The sequence below is a fragment of the Salinicola halophilus genome (genome assembly GCF_003206155.1).
GTDB classification, from domain to species: domain Bacteria; phylum Pseudomonadota; class Gammaproteobacteria; order Pseudomonadales; family Halomonadaceae; genus Salinicola; species Salinicola halophilus.
Window position 1 is genome coordinate 869,017 of record NZ_PZJV01000001.1, and the last position, 14,926, is coordinate 883,942.

The 14,926-nt window shown below is 63.8% G+C and carries 18 protein-coding genes and 1 tRNA gene; 12 read left to right on the forward strand and 7 right to left on the reverse strand.

The features are described from left to right. The first annotated feature begins 85 nt into the window (after positions 1-85). From DOM33_RS16325 to DOM33_RS03890, 5 genes are all read left to right on the forward strand, one after another. Entirely contained in the window at positions 86-1,396 is a 1,311-nt protein-coding gene (locus tag DOM33_RS16325) for a DUF3100 domain-containing protein (protein WP_110665975.1), read from the forward strand. Positions 1,397-1,511: 115 nt separating this feature from the next. Beyond that, positions 1,512-2,687 (forward strand): M20 aminoacylase family protein, encoded by a 1,176-nt coding sequence (locus tag DOM33_RS03875; RefSeq protein ID WP_110665977.1) that lies wholly within the window; start codon positions 1,512-1,514, stop codon positions 2,685-2,687. A gap of 84 nt (positions 2,688-2,771) precedes the next feature. Beyond that, entirely contained in the window at positions 2,772-3,683 is a 912-nt protein-coding gene (locus DOM33_RS03880; protein WP_110665979.1) for an NAD(P)-dependent oxidoreductase, read from the forward strand. Continuing rightward, positions 3,680-5,239 (forward strand): aldehyde dehydrogenase family protein, encoded by a 1,560-nt coding sequence (locus DOM33_RS03885; RefSeq protein WP_110665981.1) that lies wholly within the window; start codon positions 3,680-3,682, stop codon positions 5,237-5,239. The genes DOM33_RS03880 and DOM33_RS03885 overlap by 4 nt, the downstream gene beginning before the upstream one ends. Before the next feature lie 141 nt (positions 5,240-5,380). After that, complete coding sequence (locus DOM33_RS03890; protein ID WP_110665984.1) at positions 5,381-6,256, forward strand: VOC family protein; 876 nt, start codon at positions 5,381-5,383, stop codon at positions 6,254-6,256. A 17-nt stretch (positions 6,257-6,273) separates the two neighbouring features. On the opposite strand, the gene DOM33_RS03895 is transcribed toward DOM33_RS03890, so the two are convergent. Next, positions 6,274-7,191 (reverse strand): LysR family transcriptional regulator, encoded by a 918-nt coding sequence (locus tag DOM33_RS03895; protein WP_110665986.1) that lies wholly within the window; start codon positions 7,189-7,191, stop codon positions 6,274-6,276. A gap of 166 nt (positions 7,192-7,357) precedes the next feature. Between DOM33_RS03895 and hmuQ the strand changes: the two genes are divergently transcribed. The 3 genes from hmuQ to DOM33_RS03910 all read left to right on the forward strand — a co-directional run bounded on the left by hmuQ (position 7,358) and on the right by DOM33_RS03910 (position 9,397). Then, positions 7,358-7,684 carry a heme-degrading protein HmuQ gene (gene hmuQ / locus DOM33_RS03900; RefSeq protein ID WP_110665988.1) on the forward strand — a complete coding sequence of 109 codons (327 nt, stop codon included), beginning with the start codon at positions 7,358-7,360 and terminating at the stop codon, positions 7,682-7,684. 74 nt (positions 7,685-7,758) lie between these two features. Further along, complete coding sequence (locus DOM33_RS03905; protein WP_110667505.1) at positions 7,759-8,331, forward strand: cell wall hydrolase; 573 nt, start codon at positions 7,759-7,761, stop codon at positions 8,329-8,331. Positions 8,332-8,365: 34 nt separating this feature from the next. Beyond that, entirely contained in the window at positions 8,366-9,397 is a 1,032-nt protein-coding gene (locus DOM33_RS03910; RefSeq protein WP_162617886.1) for a DUF1853 family protein, read from the forward strand. On the opposite strand, the gene DOM33_RS03915 is transcribed toward DOM33_RS03910, so the two are convergent. Beyond that, positions 9,336-10,256: a DMT family transporter gene (locus tag DOM33_RS03915; RefSeq protein WP_110665992.1), complete on the reverse strand. Its 921-nt coding sequence runs from the start codon at positions 10,254-10,256 to the stop codon at positions 9,336-9,338. The two genes, DOM33_RS03910 and DOM33_RS03915, sit on opposite strands and share 62 nt — an antisense overlap. Before the next feature lie 28 nt (positions 10,257-10,284). On the opposite strand from DOM33_RS03915, the gene DOM33_RS16440 reads away from it, so the two are divergent. After that, a complete protein-coding gene (locus tag DOM33_RS16440) occupies positions 10,285-10,737 on the forward strand; it encodes a DUF6314 family protein (protein WP_110665994.1) in 453 nt (150 codons plus the stop codon). A 160-nt stretch (positions 10,738-10,897) separates the two neighbouring features. Here DOM33_RS16440 and DOM33_RS03925 read toward each other — a convergent pair whose 3' ends face one another. Then, a complete protein-coding gene (locus DOM33_RS03925; protein ID WP_110665996.1) occupies positions 10,898-11,056 on the reverse strand; it encodes a YqaE/Pmp3 family membrane protein in 159 nt (52 codons plus the stop codon). A 173-nt stretch (positions 11,057-11,229) separates the two neighbouring features. Then, positions 11,230-11,478, reverse strand: a complete 249-nt coding sequence (locus tag DOM33_RS03930) for a hypothetical protein (protein ID WP_110665998.1) — start codon at positions 11,476-11,478, stop codon at positions 11,230-11,232. 272 nt (positions 11,479-11,750) lie between these two features. Here DOM33_RS03930 and DOM33_RS03935 point away from each other — a divergent pair, with 272 nt between their 5' ends. The 3 genes from DOM33_RS03935 (at position 11,751) to DOM33_RS16275 (ending at position 12,644) form a co-directional block, all read left to right on the forward strand. Then, complete coding sequence (locus tag DOM33_RS03935; protein ID WP_110666000.1) at positions 11,751-12,068, forward strand: hypothetical protein; 318 nt, start codon at positions 11,751-11,753, stop codon at positions 12,066-12,068. A 157-nt stretch (positions 12,069-12,225) separates the two neighbouring features. Further along, positions 12,226-12,423, forward strand: coding sequence for a hypothetical protein (locus DOM33_RS03940; protein WP_162617887.1), 198 nt, complete (start codon positions 12,226-12,228; stop codon positions 12,421-12,423). A 74-nt stretch (positions 12,424-12,497) separates the two neighbouring features. Further along, complete coding sequence (locus DOM33_RS16275; RefSeq protein ID WP_204352600.1) at positions 12,498-12,644, forward strand: hypothetical protein; 147 nt, start codon at positions 12,498-12,500, stop codon at positions 12,642-12,644. A gap of 620 nt (positions 12,645-13,264) precedes the next feature. On the opposite strand, the gene DOM33_RS03950 is transcribed toward DOM33_RS16275, so the two are convergent. From DOM33_RS03950 to DOM33_RS03960, 3 genes are all read right to left on the reverse strand, one after another. After that, positions 13,265-13,594, reverse strand: coding sequence for a YnfA family protein (locus DOM33_RS03950; protein WP_204352601.1), 330 nt, complete (start codon positions 13,592-13,594; stop codon positions 13,265-13,267). Between the two features lie 149 nt (positions 13,595-13,743). Then, on the reverse strand, positions 13,744-14,274 hold the full coding sequence (gene dps / locus DOM33_RS03955; RefSeq protein WP_110666006.1) for a DNA starvation/stationary phase protection protein Dps: 531 nt from the start codon (positions 14,272-14,274) through the stop codon (positions 13,744-13,746). A 260-nt stretch (positions 14,275-14,534) separates the two neighbouring features. Continuing rightward, positions 14,535-14,608: transfer RNA gene (locus DOM33_RS03960), tRNA-Gly, on the reverse strand. Positions 14,609-14,926 lie beyond the last annotated feature (318 nt).

The window sequence follows — 14,926 nt, forward strand, 5'->3', positions numbered from 1 at the left end:
AACACCTGACGTCTTTTATTCGATCGCGCTCTGTCTCGATACTCGATGAACAACCTCTCCCCCAACAACAAAGAGGTCTCATCGGATGAAACTCTCCCACCTGCTCGCCTGGCGTTTGCATCTGCTGGTCGTGATCGTCTCGCTCGTGAGTGAGGCGATCGGCATCATCAAGATCCCGCTCGGCCCCGGCACGCTGTTGCTGCTACCGCTGTTCTACGCCTTCATTCTCGGCGTACTGCTCAATCCGCATCTCTTCTCCGGCACCCAGCGCTTCCTGCCGGAGCGGATAAGCGACGCCGCAACCCCGCTGATCCTGATCTCGATCATGCCGTTCATCGCGCGCTTCGGCTCGACCATTGGCCCGGCGATCGACCAGATCATCAGCGCCGGCCCTGCGCTGATTCTTCAGGAACTGGGCAACCTCGGCACCATGCTGGTGGCACTGCCGGTCGCCGTGGTCGTGTTGAAGATGGGCCGCGAGGCGATCGGTGCGACCTATTCGATCGCCCGCGAACCCAACATCGCGATCATCTCCGACAAGTACGGCCTCAAGGGCCCGGAAGGTATCGGGGTGATGGGCGTGTACGTCGTCGGCACCATGTTCGGCACGCTCTGGTTCGCGCTGATGGCGGGCTACCTCGCCTCGCTCGGCTGGTTCGACCCGCGGGCGCTGGCGATGGCCTGCGGTGTGGGCAGCGGCAGTATGGTTGCGGCTTGCTCGGGCGCGCTCGCCGGTGTGGTGCCGGAGCTGGCCGATGACCTGCTCGCGTTCGCCGGCGCCAGCAACTTGCTCACCTACGCGACCGGTCTCTATGTCTCCCTGTTCATCGCGCTGCCCGTTGCCGAATGGCTCTACCGCCGGCTGAGCGGCCGTGGGAAGCGTCGGAGCACCGGCCATGACGGCGCGGCGAGCGACGAGACGCTGGTCGAGGACGGCGCCGAACTCACCACCGAGGAGCGCCCGGAGGCGAACCTCGGCAAGACCGCCGCCGTACTGGCGATCGCCTGCGCGGTGGGCTGGGTCGTCAACACCATCAACGGTGCCTCGCTGATCGATGCCCTCCCGGGGATGCTCATCCTCTACGCCATGACCCTGCTCGGTCTCGTGGTGACCCGGCTCGCCCCCTTCTATCTGCCGGGCGTCGCCTGGGTGTCACTGATCAGCATCGTGATGACGCTGCCCTTCTTCCCCGGTAGCGCCTGGATGGTCGAGCAGCTCGCCGCGGTCAACTTCCTGGCGATCGTGACCCCGGTACTGGCCTACGCCGGCTTGGCCTTGAGCCAGCGCGAATTCATCATGTTCCGTCGCACCGGCTGGAAGCTGATCGTCGTCTCCTTGCTGGTCTTCACCGGCACGTACATCGGCTCGGCGTTCGTCGCACAAATGCTGCTGTAAGGCGGCGTCGACGGTTTCGTCGACGCCTTTCACGACGTTCTCGACGACGCGCCCCAGCGGGCGCGCCCTCCCCTCGGCCTCGATCCGCTCGCGGCTCTTCACACCAGGAGGCAACGTGACAACCACTTCTACCGACTCCAACACGACCTATCCCGATCCAGCCACGCTCACCAAATGGCGACGGGACTTCCACCGCCACCCGGAGATCGCCTTCGACGAGCACCGCACCAGCGCGCGCATCGTCGAGATCCTGAGCGAACACGGGATCGAACACGTCGCCGGGCTCGGCGGCGGCACCGGCGTGGTCGCGACGATCGAAGGCCGCCAAGGCCCCGGGCCAAGCATCGGTCTGCGCGCGGACATCGACGCGCTACCCATCGACGAGCTCAACGACGTCGACTATCGCTCGCAGATCCCGGGGCGCATGCATGCCTGCGGCCACGACGGCCACACCACCATGCTGCTGGGGGCGGCGTGTGCGCTGTCTCGCGACCCCGATTTCGCCGGCACCGTCCATCTCATCTTCCAGCCTGCGGAGGAGAGCGAAGGTGGCGGTCGGGTGATGGTCGAAGAGGGCTTGTTCGAACGCTTTACGATGGATGCCGTCTACGGTCTGCACAACTGGCCGGGGCTCGCCGTCGGCGAGGCGGCCGTCCACGATGGCCCCGTGATGGCGGCCTTCGACGTGTTCACGCTCAAGCTGACCGGCGACGGCTGCCACGCCGCCATGCCCCACCTGGGTACCGATGTCGTGCTCGCCGCCTGTCAGCTGGTCAACCAGCTGCAGGGCCTGGTCAGCCGGGAAACACCGCCGCATCAGCCGGCGGTCCTCAGCGTCACCCAGTTCCATGCCGGCGACGCCTACAACGTACTGCCGGAAACGGTGGAATTGCGGGGCACCGTGCGCACCTTCGACGCCGATCTCAAAGCGCGACTGGAGCGACGTTTCCGCGACGCCATCGATGCCACCGCCCGCTTCCACGGCTTGACTGTCGACTTCGACTATCAGGCGCGCTATCCAGCGACGATCAATGACCCTGCCCACGCCACACGCTGCGCCGACGTTCTGACGGCGATGTCTAAGATTCGGAAAGTCCATCGCGATCTGGCCCCCAGCATGGGGTCGGAGGATTTCGCCTTCATGCTCGAGCAGCGCCCCGGCGCCTACGTCTGGCTGGGCAACGGCGACAGTGCCGCCCTGCACAACCCGGCCTACGACTTCAACGACGCCATCGCCCCGCTCGGCGTCGAGTACTGGCAGGCGCTGGTGCGCCGTTTGCTGAGTACCTGAAACCCCGTTTCATCGACATCTCTTTGACGACGGCGCCTCTACACAGACGACATCTCTATAAATACAACGCATCGGGAGAGTGATATGAAGATCATCGTCATCGGCCTGGGCCAGATGGGTGGCAACATGGCCGTCACGCTAAAGCGCGCCGGTTTCGACGTGGTCGGCAGCGACGTCTTCGAAACCGCCAGAGACCGCCTGGCCGCGCAGGGCGTGACCACCGCCGCCCCGGATGCGCTGCCCGACGGCGACGTCTACCTGCTGTCGTTGCCGACCTCCGCTCACGTCCGCGAGGTGATCGAGGGCTCGCCCGGCCTGCTGACATCAGCATCGCCCGGCAGCGTCATCGTCGACACCTCCACCAGCGACCCGAGCGTGAGCCGCGAGCTCGCCGCCAAGGTGATCGATGCCGGTCTCGAGTGGCTCGATGCGCCGGTCAGCGGCGGCCCCAATGGCGCGGCGCTGGGCAAGCTCGGCATGCTGCTCGGCGGCGAGACCGCCACGCTCGATCGCGTCATGCCGATGCTCGAAGCCATGTCAGCCAGACGGACTCACGTCGGCGGCCCGGGTAGCGGCCACGTGGTGAAGCTTGCGAACAACTATCTCTGCGCCACCAACCTGATCGCCACCGCCGAGGCGGTGACGCTGGCCGCCAAGGCCGGCGTCGACCCGGCGGCCTGTCTCGCCGGGTTGAATGGCGGCTCGGGTCGCAGTGCCGTCAGCGAGGTGAATTTCCCCGAGTGGATACTCTCGGGGCGTTTCGACTCCGGCTTCACCAGCGGCCTGATGCGCAAGGACCTGCGGCTGGCGCGGGATGCCGCCGAGGGTCTGTCCCTCGATCTCGGCCTGTTGCAGCAGGTCGTCGCCGGCTGGCACGCCGACGCCGAGCATCCGACGGATGCCGATGATTTCAACCACATCACCTCAGCGATTCTGGCCCAGGCCGGAGTCGATTTCGCCGCCACCGGCCGCACCGATCAGGAGAGTTCCGCATGAGCACACTCAACGCCGAAGCCCAGCAGAAACTGCAGCAGCTGATGGCGTCGTTCGGCCTGAGAACCGACGCCGAACGGACGCCGCTCTCCAACTGGATCGATGGCGACCTGGTGGCCGGCGACGGCGACACCGTCGAGCTGACCAACCCGGCGACCGGTGAATCGCTGATCGACTATCGCGACGCTGGCCCCGCGCTGCTCGGCCAGGCCGTGGAGGCGGCAACCCGGGCGCAAGTCGAATGGATGGCGCTGACGGCCAGCGAGCGGGGGCGGCGCATGAATGCCGCTGTACGTCGACTCGAGGGGCACGAGGAAGATCTCGCCCAGCTAGAGAGCATCGTTGCCGGCAAGCCGATCCGCGACTGCCGGGGCGAAGTGGGCAAGGTGCGCGAGATGTTCGAATACTACGCCGGCTGGTGTGACAAACAGCACGGTGAGGTCATCCCGGTGCCCACGTCGCATCTCAACTACGTGCGTCACGTGCCCTTCGGCGTGGTCGGTCAGATCACGCCCTGGAACGCGCCGATGTTCACCTGTGCCTGGCAGCTGGCGCCGGCGATTGCCGCGGGTAACGGCGTCGTACTCAAACCCTCGGAGCTGACGCCTTTCTCCTCGGTGGTCATCGCTCGCCTGCTCGAGGGCGGCGGCCTGCCGAAAGGCCTGATCAACATCGTCAACGGTCTCGGCCCCACCACTGGCGCCGCGCTGACCGACCACGACGCCATCGCCAAGCTGGTATTCGTCGGCTCGCCGGACAGCGGCCGTCTGATCGCCGAGGCCGGCGCGCGCCGATTGATCCCCAGCGTGCTGGAGCTCGGCGGCAAGTCCGCCAACATCGTGTTCGATGACGCCAGGATCGACGATGCGGTCGCCGGGGCGCAGGCGGCGATCTTCGCCGCCGCCGGCCAGAGCTGCGTGGCCGGCTCTCGCCTGCTGATCCAGCGTGACATCTTCGATGTCGTGGTCGAGCGTGTCGGCCGCGCCGCCAGCCGGATCGCCGTCGGCTTGCCGGCGGACGATGCCACGCGCATGGGCCCGCTGCAGAACGCCGGTCAGTTCGCCCGAGTCACGGGCATGATCGAGCGCGCCCGCGCGGCCGGCGCCCGTGTCGTTACCGGTGGCGGACGTCCCGACGGGCTGCCGGCGGGCGCCGACGGCTACTATCTCGCGCCCACCGTGATTGCCGATGTCGACGCGTCGATGGAGATCGCCTGCGAGGAGATCTTCGGGCCGGTGGTGGTCGCGATGCCGTTCGACGATGAAGCCGACGCCGTTCGGCTCGCCAACGCGACGCGCTTCGGCCTCGCCGGCGCCGTCTGGACCCAGGACCCGGCCCGGGCGCACCGTGTCGCCGGGCAGCTGCGCGCCGGCACCGTCTGGATCAACAGCTACAAGGCGATCAATGTGATGTCGCCCTTCGGCGGCTTCGGCGACAGCGGCTTCGGTCGCTCCAGCGGCCTCGACGGCCTGCGCGAGTACACCGTGCCGCAGAGCGTGTGGGTCGAGACCGGCGCCGAGGCGAGCGTTGCCATGGGCTACGGTGACGGCAGAGCCTGAGACTCGATCCTCTGGTGTGCGCGAACCGTTGCCGATCGAGGCACGGTTCGCGGCGCTCCTCCCCGATCTCAACCACCGGCTCTGACGCGAGCCGGGATTGCGCATACACTGCAGAGGACGCAGACACCGGCGTGACCTCTCATGAGCTTCGGTATCGATCATCCCCTGCTGGCCGTCCACGATCTCGCCCGGGCCACCGATGCGGCCCGGACTCTCGGATTCACCGTCAATCCGGGGCATCAGCACCCCTGGGGCACCGCCAATCATCAGCTGCTGTTCAGCAACAACTTCATCGAGCTGATCGGCATCGACCGTCCCGAGTGCCTCGACCATCAGGACGACAACGGCTTTCAATTCGGCCGGCTGATCGAGGGGCGCCTGAGCCGTCTCGGCGATGGTATTGCCACGGTCGCGCTCGACAGCGACAGCATTCAGCGCGATCACGCCCTCGCCGCCGCTCGCGGCTTCGCGGAGTCCCGCCCGATCGTGTTCCGCCGAATGGCTCGTCGAGCCGACGGCAGCGAAGAGGCGATCAGCGTGGCGCTGGACGTCTTTCACGACGCCGAGCGCCCCTTCTTGACCCAGTTTCTCTTTCAGCAGCTGCGACCGCCGCTGTTTCGTGTCGACCCCACCCAGGAAGCTCACGCCAATACGGCCACGTCGATCGCGGACATCTGGTATGTCAGCGACGATCCGGCCTACGACGCGGCGCACTTCCGGCGCATTCACGGCGATAGCGTGGTGCGCCGCGGCGGGGACGAAAGCGTCACCATCCATACCCTCAAGGGCGACTGCCATTTACTGTCGGCCGCGGCCATAAAGGCGCGTTTCGAAGGATTGGGCGACTTGGAGGCCGAGCCGCCGCGCGCCGTGGCACTGACCCTCACCTGCCGCGATCTGGAAGCGGCCATCGCTCACTGGGAAGCGCACGGCATTGCCTATCGGCGCGAGGACGAAGACCGGGCAGACATTGCGCCCGGCGTTCTCGGCACGCTGCTCTCCTTCGAACAGTGGTGATCGGTCACGCGACGCCCCTAGTCACGGTACTGACGGAAGGCCTGCATCCAGCCGCTCAGATGGCGCAGGAGTTTGAGGCTCGCCTGCGGCTGACGCCGCCCCACCCGCGTGATCATGTGCGACTGCGAGCTCTGGAAAGCCCGGCAGGCGACCGGCATCGCCACCACGCTCCCTTCGGCGAGCTCTTGCGCCACGGCAAAGCGGGGGAGCAGGGTTACGGCGATTCCCGCCACCACGGCCCGGCGAAGCACCGCTATCGAGTTCGTCTCGAGCGCGACTCGCGGATGCAGATGGGCGCTGGCAAAGGCGTCGTCGACCAGTCGCCGCACGCCATGGCCCACTCGCCACAGCGCCATCGGGGCCTCACAGAGCGTCGTCAGCGTGAGCGGCTCGGTCGAGGCCGCCAGCGTATGCCCTGCGGGCACGATCGCCATCAGCGGCTGGCCGCTGGAGGCCCAGAACCGCACCTGCGGATGCACGCGCTCATGGAACATCAGCCCGATGTGCGCGCGGTCATCCACCACGGCGTCGATGATCTCGTCGGTACCCGCCTGCTCGATGTCCAGGCGAATGCCCCGGTAGCGCTCGGCGAACGCCTTGAGCGGCGCGTCGATGAGATCGCCGATGAAGCCTTCTCCGACGACCAGCGAGATGGTGCCCGTTTCGAGCCGCTGATGTGCCTCGAGGCGGGCGATGAAGTCGTCGTCCAGCGCGCCGCGGCGGTGACAGTACTCCAGCACCATCTCGCCGGTCGGCGTCGGCCGGATGCCGCGAGAGGTACGCTCGAGCAGGCTGGCGCCGAAGGCGGTTTCCAGTAGGGAGATCTGACGACTGACGGCCGACGGCGCGATGTCGAGTCTTGCCGCGGCCTTGCGCAGCGAACCCGACTCGATCGTCACGCGAAAGTAGACCAGGCGCTGATGCGGAATATCCATAGGAGAGCGTCGCGTTGTGCGTGTTGACGGAATTAGCCCACTGACGCCAGACGAGGTCAACACGCCCGATCGCCCGGATCGAGATCGACCCGGTGTCGGCGTGTTAGGTTAGGATCTTTGCTGCGTCGCGCTACTCGCCACCAGGACCCTTACCAGGAGCCGTCTCATGTTCATCGCGATGAACCGCTTTCGTGTCACCCCGGAACGCACCGACGAATTCGAAGCCATCTGGCTAGAACGGGAGAGCCATCTCCAAGGGCTGGCGGGATTCGTCGAGTTTCATATGCTGCGCGGTCCGCAAGAGGAGGATCACGTTCTCTACGCATCGCACACGATCTGGCGCTCGCGTGAGGACTTCGAGGCCTGGACCCACTCCGAGGCGTTTCGCGCCGCACACACCAACGCCGGTCAAAGCCGGCGCGAAGGTCTCTATCTCGGCCCGCCCAAGTTCGAAGGTTTCGAGGTCATTCAGACACTGAGTGCAGATGCGTAATGCGGGCGGCAAACGGGCATGAGCGCTGGCGGCGCGTTCGAGAGCGATTGAGGGCGGCGTTGGCCGGGGTGCTGATGACTTCGGCGCTGTTACTGCCGACCGCCCATGCCGATGCCCCCGCGGACGTTGCCCTGGAGAAGGCCGATGCGCTGGAGAAGCGCGCAGCGACGGCGGCCGAGATACCGCCGGCCGCACCCGACGCCCGCCTGACGCTGACCGGGGTCATCGCCGTCGATCCTGACGGTACCGCGCCGCTCGACGATGCCATCTCGTGCCTGGCGCGGTCGATCTACTGGGAAGCCAAGGGTACCCCGCGCGAGGAGATGGAGGCGGTCGCCAACGTCATCATGAACCGGCTGAGCAACAGACTCTTCCCGTCGACGCTGTGTGACGTGGTCCAGCAGGGCTCCGAGAGCGGCCAGTGCCAGTTCTCCTGGTGGTGCGACGGCCGCCCCGACGACGCCTCAGAGCTCGACGAATACACGCTGGCCCTCGACGTCGCCCGCCAGGCACTCAACGGCACCTTGCCGGACCGCACCCGGGGGGCGCTCTTCTTCCACGACCGCCACATCTCGCCGGGCTGGTTTTCCGAGCTGCCGATGACCACGCAGACGCAGGAGTTTCGTTTCTATCGTCTCCCCGGATGACGCCAAACCCGCCGAGCTGACCGCTCCGCTCGGCGTGTTCCGACACCAACCCAGCGCGTTGCGCGAGGATCTCGCCGGGCTTCATCGCCCCTGGGTTCGGGATATCGCCTGGCTGTTGCATGCCGCGGACATGACGTCCGTCGACCGCTCGCCCCCGGCCGAACGTTACGCCGGCAAACCGACGCTCGAGACGCTGGGACTCGGCGACGACGGCCGGCGCCGAGCCTGGCTCGCCGCACAGGAGCCTATGGAGGCGACGTTCCAGGCTCGCCTCGGCCAGCGTGGCCGCGCCCGCCTGGGCTTCTATCACGAAGCGCTATGGCAGTGGATCCTGAGCCATGCCCCGCGGACGCGTCTGCTCGGACACAACGTCGCCCTGAGAGAGGGATCGCAGACTCGGGGCGAGCTCGATCTGCTCTTCGCTCATCGCCTGCCTCACACGGTGGCGCTGCCACCGGTGCCCCATCACGCCGAGCTTGCGATCAAGTTCTTCCTGGGGCTCGCGACGGGCCCCGGTGACAGCCGAGCAAAGGGCCGCTGGATCGGCATCGGCAGTTTCGACTCATTGGCGATCAAGACGCACCGTCTGAGGCAGCATCAGTTGCCCATGGGACACTCGACGCCGGCGCGTGCTCATCTGGCAGCGCTGATGCCCGCCCCGGCGTCGAAGGCTTCGACCCCACCCCTGCAGCAGCACGTCATCATGCCAGGCTGTCTCTATCACCCGTGGAACCAGCGGCTGGCGTTGCCGAACGGCAGTGACGAGAGCGTGCTTCAGGGGCTCTGGTGTCGCCACGCCGAGTGGCCCCGGCTGGCCGCAGCACTACCGACGGGGACTCGCGCGGCGATCCTGCAAAAACCGCACTGGCTGGCGACACAGTTCGAACCCCAGCTCACGCTCGACACGCTGGGCGAAGCGCTTGCCGCGCACTTCGCACGGCAGCTGGCGCCGGTGCACTGCCGCCTGACGCTCCCCGACGAACGTAGTGCACGGCTGTTCGTGGTCAAGAACGCCTGGCCACCGATGATCCCGCTGACACCGGATCACCTTGAGGCGAAGCGATAGACTGCCGCCGACGTCGAGCCCAACACGCATTGAGCCAGAGCGAAGCCCCGATGATGAGGGCACCGAGCGTCAGACGCACGAGATCCGCATCCCGATTCCAGATCAGCAGATTGACCACCAGCCCGGCCGGAATGAGCGCGTTGTTCATGACGGCGAGCGTGCCCGCATCGACGCGGCAGGCGCCGCTATTCCAGAGAAAGTAGCCGAGCCCGGAAGCGACGACGCCAAGCCAGGTCAGAACGACCCACTGTACCGTGAGAGTCGGCAACCGAGTCGCATCGCCCAGTAGCCAGAACGCCGGCAGGGCGACGCAGAGCGCACCGAGATAGAACCAGCCGAAGAGATGACGACTCGCGATGTCGCTCGGCAGACGCGCCGATAGGTGGCGATAACCCACCTGGCCGAAAGCGAAAGCGATGTTGGCACCCTGCACGACCAGAAAGCCGAGCCAGAAATCGGCCGTGATGCCCTCGAAGCGAATCACCGCTGCGCCCGCGACGGCGAGCCCCGCCACGACCAGATAGCGCGGCGAAAAACGCTTGGCGAGACCGTCATCGATCAGCGTGATGTAGAGAGGCGTGAAGATCGTGAACAGCAATACTTCCGGCACGCTGAGCAGTAAAAACGACTGGTAGAAGAAGAGGTACATGACGCCGAGCTGGATCGCACCGATCGCCATTAGCCCTAGACGCACGGCCCAGGGAATCGATCGAGGTCTCAGCAACGGCAAGAAGACCAGGCTCGCCAGCGCAATACGCGTCAATACCGCAAAGTAGCTGTCGACTTGCCCGGAAAGATAGACTCCGATCAGACTGTAGGAAAACGCCCACAGCAGCGTGACGCCAGTGAGATAAACCATACGCTGTTAACATTCCAGGATTTTAAAGTTGACTGCCATTATACGTCTGACTGAGATACTGACCAGTATCGAGAGGTTCGAATTCTCAGCGACCCCCGGGGAACACTCGAAAACCGGCTGGATCGGTGACGGGTACGGAACCGTTACCGCCTCGCGACGAGGCGACGCGATCCATTTCATCGAATCGGGAAGTTTCTTGCTCAGGGGGCAGTCCTGCCCGGTCACCATGGGTAACGTCTATCGTTGGCGAATCGGCGAGCGGCGGATCTCGCTCTCTCACGAACGCCGGGGAGTAGAGGCAGCGGTCGCTCTGTTCGACCTCGTGGCCGTCGGGGATACTCGCTTGGTCAGCGAGACGGCACATCAGTGTGGGGCTGACGCCTACAGCGCGGAAGTCCTGCTGGACAATGCGGGGTTCGACTTGCACTGGCATATCGCAGGGCCCAGAAAAGACGAGCGCCTGCACTATCGCTACCGATAGGCTGACTGGGTCGGGTCAGGGCGGGTAGCGTCGAAGACGTTCGGTCTTGTCACCGCCCGAGACCCAGCCGGCGCGTCGACGGTCGGCAACCCACCGAGAGGTTTCGACCCGAAAACGAAAACGGCTTCCCTTGGGAAGCCGTTCGTCCACTCGCGTCGATTCAGCGCCGGGCAATGATCCAGATAGCGTGGATGATACCGGGAATGTAGCCCAGCAGCGTCAGCACGATGTTGATCCAGAACTGCAGACCCAGACCGACCTGCAGGAAGACGCCGACCGGCGGCAGGATAACGGCGAAGATGATGCGAATAATGTCCATGTAGCCTCCATTGCTCTATTTGACACCGCTTGGAGAACAGTCCGTTGCGCTGCCTTATCTTGATAACGTCGCGAGTTATTGACTCGCGCTCACCCCGAATTCGGTACCGATCTCGCTTCGGCCCTCACCCAGCATAGACGTGAATTGCTCGATCCACCGACAACGTCTTGAATTCAAGGCGTTTCGGATTCGTCATCGCTCTCGTGACGCTTTCGCTTCTTGGTCACGAGCGACTCGGAATTCGATGCGAGCGCCTCGTGATGTCGCTCCCAATCCTCCCAGTCGTGAGGGGTCCCGCTTCGTGGGCCATGCTCGGCGGCTGCCTGAGCTCGCGCCCAGGCTTTCTCCTCGAGCGACTGAGGCTTGGCTTCGTCTCTATCGAGCGATATGCCCTGCTTGGCGAGATAGTCTCTTGCGTTCATCAGTAACCTCCAGCGTTCGGCGAACCGCGAGTCCACGCGGTCGCAGCTCTCTATATGGAGTCGATCGTGACGAATTCAATCCGAATAACGAGTCCCCGCGCCGCGTTGGGCATCTCGGCACCCAGTCAGCATAGCCCACACGCCCAATACTCCTGACTTGGCGCCTAAAGGTCCGAACTCGATCGAAATCTCTCAGTAAAATTCGGCTAACCGGCTAGATTCGATCTTGGTTACATTCTTTTTACAACGCGTTTGCGTATGAGGATATCAAAATGAAAACAGTCATTGCCGCGGCTTCATTGGCCACCCTACTGGCCTTCAGTGCCGGGAGTGCTTTCGCCCAAAGCGCCGCCATGCAGGAGGCCTACGACGCCAATGACGAGCCCTTGGCGGCAGGGTCAGGCATTACCGCCAGTGGCGACTCGAGCGAGAGCAGTCATAGCGGCCATAGCGATGCCACCAACGAAGCGCTCGATGCCGTTCAAGCCGAAACCGACGAAGCCACTGGGATAGCTAACGCACCGGCATTGGACGAGCTCAACGCACAGGGCCAAAGCGTGCAGGCCGGTGACGCCCTCAAGACCCAGTAAGGTGTCGATGCCGGGATAGCGCCGCGATCGACTCCTCCCACCACGGGGCCTGACGGCCCCGTTTTCATGGCGGTGAAGCGAAGTCGAAATCGTCTCCGATTCGAGTCGAATCCGGTTAGTGACTATGCTGATACTGAAATTTCAGTGGAATGACATCATGAGTCACTTCAGCGTAAGACATTCGACCGCCAACGCATCGCAGCAGGCACCGGAATGGCTTGTTGTAGACGAGCATTACGACGAGACGCCAGATGATCGCTGGATCATGTCTCGGCATGCGTTCGAGGAAGAGGCCGAAATGGAGGCCGAGCGGCTCAACGGCGACGATAGTGCGCCTATCGGTAGCGCCGACTGAGACATTCCAGGCCACAAGCCCCACCGGAAACGCCTACCTGAACGATCACGAATCCATACGACCAGGAGCCAATCATGAAAAAGATCCTCGGCGCAGCCATCGCCAACTGGTTTCGAAAGCCAGAGAATCGTGAAAAGGCCAAGCAGACGGCGCAGAAGGCCTACGATGGCTTTCAGCGCCGCCGCTCCACGACCAACACGAAAGCACCGCCCAAGCGCTAATCGTCGCCCTTTCCTGATCGAGTCCAAACAGTGAATTGGCTTCACGGGATTCGGCAGGGGTAATATGGCGGGTCGCGTGACAATTGTGAGAGGTAGACGCTCAGGAGACGCGCGGGTGTGGCGGGGATACCACGCTCGTGTTGCGCCGTACCGATCACCGAGCGCATACTGTATGCATAGACAGTAGTACGCCACTCGGCTCGTGGAGCAACGATGATCCTCCCCTTTCCTTCCTCTTATACTCGCCTCAGTCGCAAGCTAGGCTCGTATATTCTTCGCGCGGAAAACCAGTGCCGCTCCCAGCTGGTGGTCGAGCGCGCTCATCAGGAGTCACCGGAAGATTGGACAGCGGCGCTCGAGCATCTCGAGGGCCACAGGGACATTCGCGTGATTCAGATCAGTCAAAGCCACGCGCTGTTGAGTTGGCGTCATCACGCCTCCCGAACCGCTTCTTAAGTGCGGCTCACTGTCACGCCGCTCGACCGCCCTCAGTGCATCGACATCGACTCGCCGAGACTTTCTTTTATCGGCTCGCTGGCGATCTTGGAGGGTATGAATACGTCGCCATCCAGACTGTCAGGTCCGAACCGCAACCACGGGTCGAGATCGCCATCCGATCATCAATGACCGGGGGCGAGAACGATAATCGCCATACCGAGTAGCGCCACGAGAACGCCGACGATATCCCAGTGAGAGGGCATGATACCGTCGACTGCCCATAACCAACCGATGGCAACCAGGACGTAGACCCCGCCATAAGCGGCATAGGTGCGCCCCGCCGGCATCGGGTGAAGAGTGAGCAACCAAACGAACAGCGTCAGGCTCGCCGCTGCAGGAATCAGCAGCCAAGCCGATTTGCCCTGCTTGAGCCAAAGGTAAGGCAGGTAGCAACCGACGATCTCCGCGACAGCGGTCGCCATGAAGAGCAGCAGTGTGTTGATCAACGTCATCGCTCGTTTTTACCTGCCGGATTCGCGTCGCTTGTCTCATCGAGAGCGCCCCGACTGCTCGCCGCGAACCCGGTAGCCTCTTCGACAAAAACAAAAAAAACGGCGGCGAGGGTATCGCCGCCGTGAGACGTCTTCTACAGCGAAGCAGATTACTCCTGCAGATGTGCCTCGATGAACCAGAGGTTGCTGTCGAGCGTGCGCGACACGCCGGTAAGAAGATCCGATGTATCCTCATCCCCGAGCTCGCTGGTTTCGTCGATAGACTGACGAACGGCATTGGCGACGCTGCCGTAGTGATCTGCCAACGCCTTGAGGTGATCGGGAACCTTGTGAATATCGGTCGGGTAGGCCTTCAGGCTCGTCGTATTGCTGACGTCCTGAGCCGTCCCGTGGGCCGTGCCGCCCAGCTGGACCAGACGCTCGGCAATCTCATCGACATGACCATCGACGGCGGTGCGAAATCCGTCGAGCATCTCGTGGACGCCGATGAACTGCAGCCCCTTGAGGTTCCAGTGGGCTTGCTTGATGGCCAATGACAGGTCGATGGTCTCGGCCAGACGCTGATTCATCAACGCGACGATCTTGGCCCGCTGCTCTTCGGGAAGATCGATGCGGGTCGGATAGAGATTGCCCGTCGTCGCCTTGGCATCTTTGATGTTACGAGTCTTTGCACTGCTCATGTGTCATGTCCTTCGTCACTGCTCAGTGAAACGCGCCGTTGAATCCTCTCGGCGCCCTTGTGTCACACCCTCAATCTTGGTACGCCAGCGTCAGATATCAAGGTCGGAATCGTCCCAGTTTACCGCGGCATTCAAGAGCGCCGTTCATCGGCGGCTCAAGAGTCGTACGAATCGTATTCGGTGACCGATGGTTAGGCGGTGCCTGAGCGTGATGAGCGCGCCTGATGCGGGTACGTCAGACGGTTGAAGGTAGGGGCCATTGGAGCGGGTGAAGGGAATCGAACCCTCGTCTTAAGCTTGGGAAGCTTCTGCTCTACCATTGAGCTACACCCGCAAGGCCGCAGGCATGGTAAAGCCGGCTACCGAGGTTTGGCAACCAGCACGATGTCGACGACGTACGACGTGGCGTTTTTGCGGCAGTTCGCCTTCTCGCTACATCGGCCTGCCACCGTTGGCTCTACTCCGAGACCCTCGCCCGAGGCGGTGCCTCGTTGCCCTCCTCTCCCGCGTATCGACGATGCACTGGTGTATCGACAGCGTATTTGAGGCAAAAAAATCCCCGGCACGAGGCACGGGGAAATAAGGATCTACAACGAGCGATCAAGATAAAAGACAGGGCAATCCGTCACTAGAGGTCATGACCCTCACTTGT

What these genes read in the sequence shown, in the direction of transcription:
- DOM33_RS16325 (WP_110665975.1), top strand. Translation starts at nt 86, where the DNA reads ATGAAACTCTCCCACCTGCTCGCCTGGCGTTTGCATCTGCTGGTCGTG.
- DOM33_RS03880 (WP_110665979.1), top strand. Translation starts at nt 2,772, where the DNA reads ATGAAGATCATCGTCATCGGCCTGGGCCAGATGGGTGGCAACATGGCC.
- DOM33_RS03885 (WP_110665981.1), top strand. Translation starts at nt 3,680, where the DNA reads ATGAGCACACTCAACGCCGAAGCCCAGCAGAAACTGCAGCAGCTGATG.
- DOM33_RS03890 (WP_110665984.1), top strand. Translation starts at nt 5,381, where the DNA reads ATGAGCTTCGGTATCGATCATCCCCTGCTGGCCGTCCACGATCTCGCC.
- DOM33_RS03895 (WP_110665986.1), bottom strand. Translation starts at nt 7,191, where the DNA reads ATGGATATTCCGCATCAGCGCCTGGTCTACTTTCGCGTGACGATCGAG.
- hmuQ (WP_110665988.1), top strand. Translation starts at nt 7,358, where the DNA reads ATGTTCATCGCGATGAACCGCTTTCGTGTCACCCCGGAACGCACCGAC.
- DOM33_RS03905 (WP_110667505.1), top strand. Translation starts at nt 7,759, where the DNA reads ATGACTTCGGCGCTGTTACTGCCGACCGCCCATGCCGATGCCCCCGCG.
- DOM33_RS03915 (WP_110665992.1), bottom strand. Translation starts at nt 10,256, where the DNA reads ATGGTTTATCTCACTGGCGTCACGCTGCTGTGGGCGTTTTCCTACAGT.
- DOM33_RS03925 (WP_110665996.1), bottom strand. Translation starts at nt 11,056, where the DNA reads ATGGACATTATTCGCATCATCTTCGCCGTTATCCTGCCGCCGGTCGGC.
- DOM33_RS03930 (WP_110665998.1), bottom strand. Translation starts at nt 11,478, where the DNA reads ATGAACGCAAGAGACTATCTCGCCAAGCAGGGCATATCGCTCGATAGA.
- DOM33_RS03935 (WP_110666000.1), top strand. Translation starts at nt 11,751, where the DNA reads ATGAAAACAGTCATTGCCGCGGCTTCATTGGCCACCCTACTGGCCTTC.
- DOM33_RS03940 (WP_162617887.1), top strand. Translation starts at nt 12,226, where the DNA reads ATGAGTCACTTCAGCGTAAGACATTCGACCGCCAACGCATCGCAGCAG.
- DOM33_RS16275 (WP_204352600.1), top strand. Translation starts at nt 12,498, where the DNA reads ATGAAAAAGATCCTCGGCGCAGCCATCGCCAACTGGTTTCGAAAGCCA.
- DOM33_RS03950 (WP_204352601.1), bottom strand. Translation starts at nt 13,594, where the DNA reads ATGACGTTGATCAACACACTGCTGCTCTTCATGGCGACCGCTGTCGCG.
- dps (WP_110666006.1), bottom strand. Translation starts at nt 14,274, where the DNA reads ATGAGCAGTGCAAAGACTCGTAACATCAAAGATGCCAAGGCGACGACG.